Here is a 3,813-nt window from a genome sequence, read left to right as displayed (position 1 = left end):
AACCAATTCAATTTAGCAACTTAAGTGCACAACAGAAACAAGAGTTTATTGCAACAATATATAGTTTTATAAGATTTGAAAAAAGTGGCGAATTAGAGCATGTGGTAAAGCGAGGAGGTAAGTTTAATACACAAACTGACTACCAAGGAAGGCAAATTGAGATATTGCCAGATGAAAAATCTAATGAAATTTTATCCATAATCACGGCTAATCTTGATATTTTACAACAGACGTATGCGAGAGAATTACAATTATATGAGGAAGGTCATCTGGAAAAGGTTTCCAGACGTCATGTTCATGACAGAGTATTTGCCGGAAAATCAGGCGATTATGTAGATATGTCGCTTGCAAATCAGTCAGGAGGTTCTGTTGTAAAACATAAAAAGATAGTTAAAAGTAAGCAAGGTAATGTAATTGAGTTTATTGAAAAAGCAGAAGCACCCTATTCAAAATATACAGCTGTCAAAGAAAAAATAGCTTTGGATTTTTATGCCTTGGTAGCGAATTCACCAAGCTGTCGCATTGGCATTCGAAGCGAAAATTATATCCATGATATGGCGATTAAATACGCAACGGTACATCCACTATTTAGCATGTCAGAAGACGAAATTCGACTTTACGCTATGCAAAATAGTAGAATGATTCCTCGATATAATGGGGATTTTTATGTAACAATGATGTCTAAAAGAATAGAGGGTTTTTGTGAGTTAGGAGAAGAGTTTGCGGACACAATTACTAATACTGGTAAAGTCCCTTATGAGATTAATGGTTACCCCCTACAGGGTTTGATGACAATCGCAGCCGTAGCAAAAATTTTGGGTGATAACGACTGGCTAGGAGGTACCGGCGCAAATACAGGCTATGTAATTGGTGATGATGGCATCGCTCGAGCAGTAATTATTGATGGCGGCCAAATATTTTGTAGTCATACATTAGAGTCACGGAATATCCAGTTTTGTGGAATAAACTCTGAATTTCCAATCATTTTTGAACACTTAACTTTAGAGCAAAAAATGAATTTGTTGGTACCTTATATAAATTTATTTATTGTGAAAATAGAGAATTATTGATTGATTATGTGGTTAGACGAGAGGGGCAGTTTAACCAACAGGAAGGATACGAAATTTTACCTGAAAATGTAGCAAATGACATTGTCGAAAAAATTGAAGCTAATCTAGTAAGTTTAGCAATTACTTATAAAAATGAACTCGCTCTTTATGCTGAAGATCATCCTAACCTTATTGATGTTACACTTAATGATTTTAATATTAGCTTACCATCTAATGAATATGCACTTCGCACATTCTAAGTCGGCAGTTCGATTCTGCCTCTGGCCACCATTGAAATCAATAAGTTACAATCGATTTTCGAATTTCCAAAAATCTCACTTCGGGAGATCTTCGGGACCTACAGTAAGTCAAAGCTATAAACCTATTATCTTAGAACTTTGTGTCTTACTAACATTAGCACGGTTATTGCGATTGCGAAGTAAAGTGAGAACCACGGTAATCCCCCCCACTTTGCTGTTTTTCGCAAACTCGATTAGCCACTTACAACAGATTTTGCAACTCAGCAGATGAATAATGTGTTGTTATTCGCCCTGAACGGTGACCCAACAAATCTTGCCGATCTTCACAGCCAACACCAACTGCACGCTGAGTTTTCGGCAAGCGTGGGTGACTAAAGACAGGGCTGTTGTTTAGCCTATAGCCTCGGAGAATTTAGGAGGCGACTTAATGATAAATGGCACCAATAAACTAGAAACTATCAAACAAGCTTTAGACACTGGCGAGCCACGACTATTACTTATCCAACCATAATCTTTTGAATCAAATTTTTTGGATAGATTCCATTCTATTAGAGCCTTTCTCAACAGATTGATCGTTTATTTCCTTAACTGGAGTTGATAATGGATAGTCGCCATATTGTTGTTTCATTTCTTCGATGAATTGTTGTGTAGTATCAAAGCCTTTTCTCTTTGAAAATAGTGAGTCATTATTTTCAGATAAGGATTTATTATTTTGTGTCATATAATTGTTAAACCTATCTCTCCTTATATCTTGTTCCCATTCTTCTACTATAATACCTAAAGTAATACCATCAACATATCGTTGGTCTTCTAATTGGTCTACTAAAATTGTGAGTTTATCAATTTTATCTAGATTTTTTTCTTGCTTTGTAATACATGAATATGGTGCTTTATTTCATTAATGACTATATCTGCAATACTAAGAATGCTTTCTCTACTGACATTATCAATGGATGAATAGTGGTGATTTCCTTCAGGTTCCGGATAGTAAATTCCACGTATAGAACTATTCGTTCTTGTAATAAAAGTTGCTGCACAATTTTTTAGTGAGCGATATTCTTTCTAACATTCCAGGCTCTAATAAATCCCCATTCTCATCCCATAAAGCGGGTATGTGAGCTGAACCTACGCACACAATACATATAACATCATCATCAATAGAATTGATATACTTTGAAAACTCTTCGTTAGGAATGATACTTCTATATTCAGAAAACATGTATTTTCTTATACCATGATATATGTAATCTTCTTCAGTACAGGAGCCATTCAGATAACTCTCAAGCTCTTTTTGATGTTGAGATTTTAATAACTCAGGATCTAGTGATTGTAAAAACTTATCAATATCTTTAGCAGTCTTACATTTTAAAGAAGGATCAGTTTTATGATTCTCTAATCCAAAAATGTCAATTCCATGTTTGGATAATGTATGCGCGCTCTCCCAGTCAGAAATTAGTATTGATGGATTACTTGCATTTTTTGTATCATTTTTTTGATATTGGCTTGGCTTTTTTGTGAGGTAGCAGAGAATGACTCACTTAAAATAATAATTTTTCTTCCTGTTTCATACATGGTTTGACGTAAAACGCTAGCTATTTCTGCTAAGGCTTCCATGCTATTTTTACTTGCCAGATGCTTCTCTCCAATTAAAATACAATTGCATCCATTATCAATACTTTGAAGTATAAATTCATGTAGCTCTAAATCAATAGGGTCTTTATTCATAGCCTTATTTCAACCAGACACCTGGTTATTACCCTTTTTATTATAGACTATTATATAATGTTCGGTGACTAGACCAATCGTGACTTTGGGTTTTAATGTAATGAACCTCCCATTCAGTTTCAAATTTTCCAATTCGGATACTAAGCTGGTAACAACTTTTTGCCAACTCAGTGAGTAGGATGGTTCATTACATTAAAACCCTATTTAGTCTATATCTCCCCATGGGTCACAGCGCTTGTTTCCTATGCACTGTTTTCCCTAGATCAGATGTGAGGTTTCTGCAAGCTTGCCGAAATCTCAGGTTAAAACTCTTAAGAATAGGAATAAAGTCTTTTTCTGGTAACATGTCGATTAAATAGTTACAGATAATTAAATCAAAGGTGCCTAACTGATAAACATTCCCTAACTTTAAGTCATAGTTTGTAGATGGAGAATGGGTAAGGCGTGTTTTGGCTTTAGTTAACATCTCGGGTGAGATGTCAATTCCCTCATTATGTCCTTGTGGATTAGACTTTACAATTTCAGCAAATAATTTACCCGTTCCAACCGCCACTTCCAAAATTGACTGGTTATCTTCTATTTGAGCTAACTCAAGAACTTTTACTGCGCGCCATGGAAGGCTGAAGGCCGAGGTGCGGAGACCGCAATAGGCTGCGATTTTTTAAACAGCCCGAAGGGATGTTAAAAAATCTATCTGCAGCCGTAGCGCCATTATGGTAGGCCTACGCTTGCGCGTTCAGCGCAACGTGCCGGACGCAGGGTAAGTTGCGGCCAAAACA

At 36.1% G+C, this 3,813-nt stretch carries 5 protein-coding genes and 1 pseudogene; 2 read left to right on the top strand and 4 right to left on the bottom strand.

Annotation, left to right across the window (positions count from 1 at the left end):
• Both BN58_RS31560 and BN58_RS06000 read left to right on the top strand, forming a co-directional pair.
• Nucleotides 1–1,070: hypothetical protein (locus BN58_RS31560; protein ID WP_026069291.1), on the top strand; the 1,070-nt coding region annotated here is incomplete at its 5' end.
• Nucleotides 1,067–1,309 carry a hypothetical protein gene (locus tag BN58_RS06000; RefSeq protein WP_019216066.1) on the top strand — a complete coding sequence of 81 codons (243 nt, stop codon included), beginning with the start codon at nucleotides 1,067–1,069 and terminating at the stop codon, nucleotides 1,307–1,309. The genes BN58_RS31560 and BN58_RS06000, both read left to right, overlap by 4 nt.
• 114 nt (nucleotides 1,310–1,423) lie before the next feature.
• Here the strand turns inward: BN58_RS06000 and BN58_RS33055 are convergent.
• The 4 genes and pseudogenes from BN58_RS33055 to BN58_RS22575 form a co-directional block, all read right to left on the bottom strand.
• Nucleotides 1,424–1,655, bottom strand: a pseudogene (locus BN58_RS33055) (site-specific integrase); the annotation flags it as partial.
• A gap of 174 nt (nucleotides 1,656–1,829) precedes the next feature.
• On the bottom strand, nucleotides 1,830–2,030 hold the full coding sequence (locus BN58_RS05990) for a hypothetical protein (protein WP_019216065.1): 201 nt from the start codon (nucleotides 2,028–2,030) through the stop codon (nucleotides 1,830–1,832).
• 731 nt (nucleotides 2,031–2,761) lie between these two features.
• Nucleotides 2,762–3,034 carry a hypothetical protein gene (locus BN58_RS05985; RefSeq protein ID WP_019216064.1) on the bottom strand — a complete coding sequence of 91 codons (273 nt, stop codon included), beginning with the start codon at nucleotides 3,032–3,034 and terminating at the stop codon, nucleotides 2,762–2,764.
• 226 nt (nucleotides 3,035–3,260) lie between these two features.
• Entirely contained in the window at nucleotides 3,261–3,692 is a 432-nt protein-coding gene (locus tag BN58_RS22575; RefSeq protein WP_083852125.1) for a class I SAM-dependent methyltransferase, read from the bottom strand.
• Between the last annotated feature and the right edge of the window lie 121 nt (nucleotides 3,693–3,813).

Source organism: Legionella tunisiensis, assembly GCF_000308315.1.
Lineage (GTDB): Bacteria > Pseudomonadota > Gammaproteobacteria > Legionellales > Legionellaceae > Tatlockia > Tatlockia tunisiensis.
The sequence above is the reverse complement of the archived record's forward strand: the minus strand, read 5'-3'. Positions and strand labels throughout refer to the sequence as shown.

What these genes read in the sequence shown, in the direction of transcription:
- BN58_RS05985 (WP_019216064.1), bottom strand. Translation starts at nt 3,034, where the DNA reads ATGAATAAAGACCCTATTGATTTAGAGCTACATGAATTTATACTTCAA.
- BN58_RS05990 (WP_019216065.1), bottom strand. Translation starts at nt 2,030, where the DNA reads ATGACACAAAATAATAAATCCTTATCTGAAAATAATGACTCACTATTT.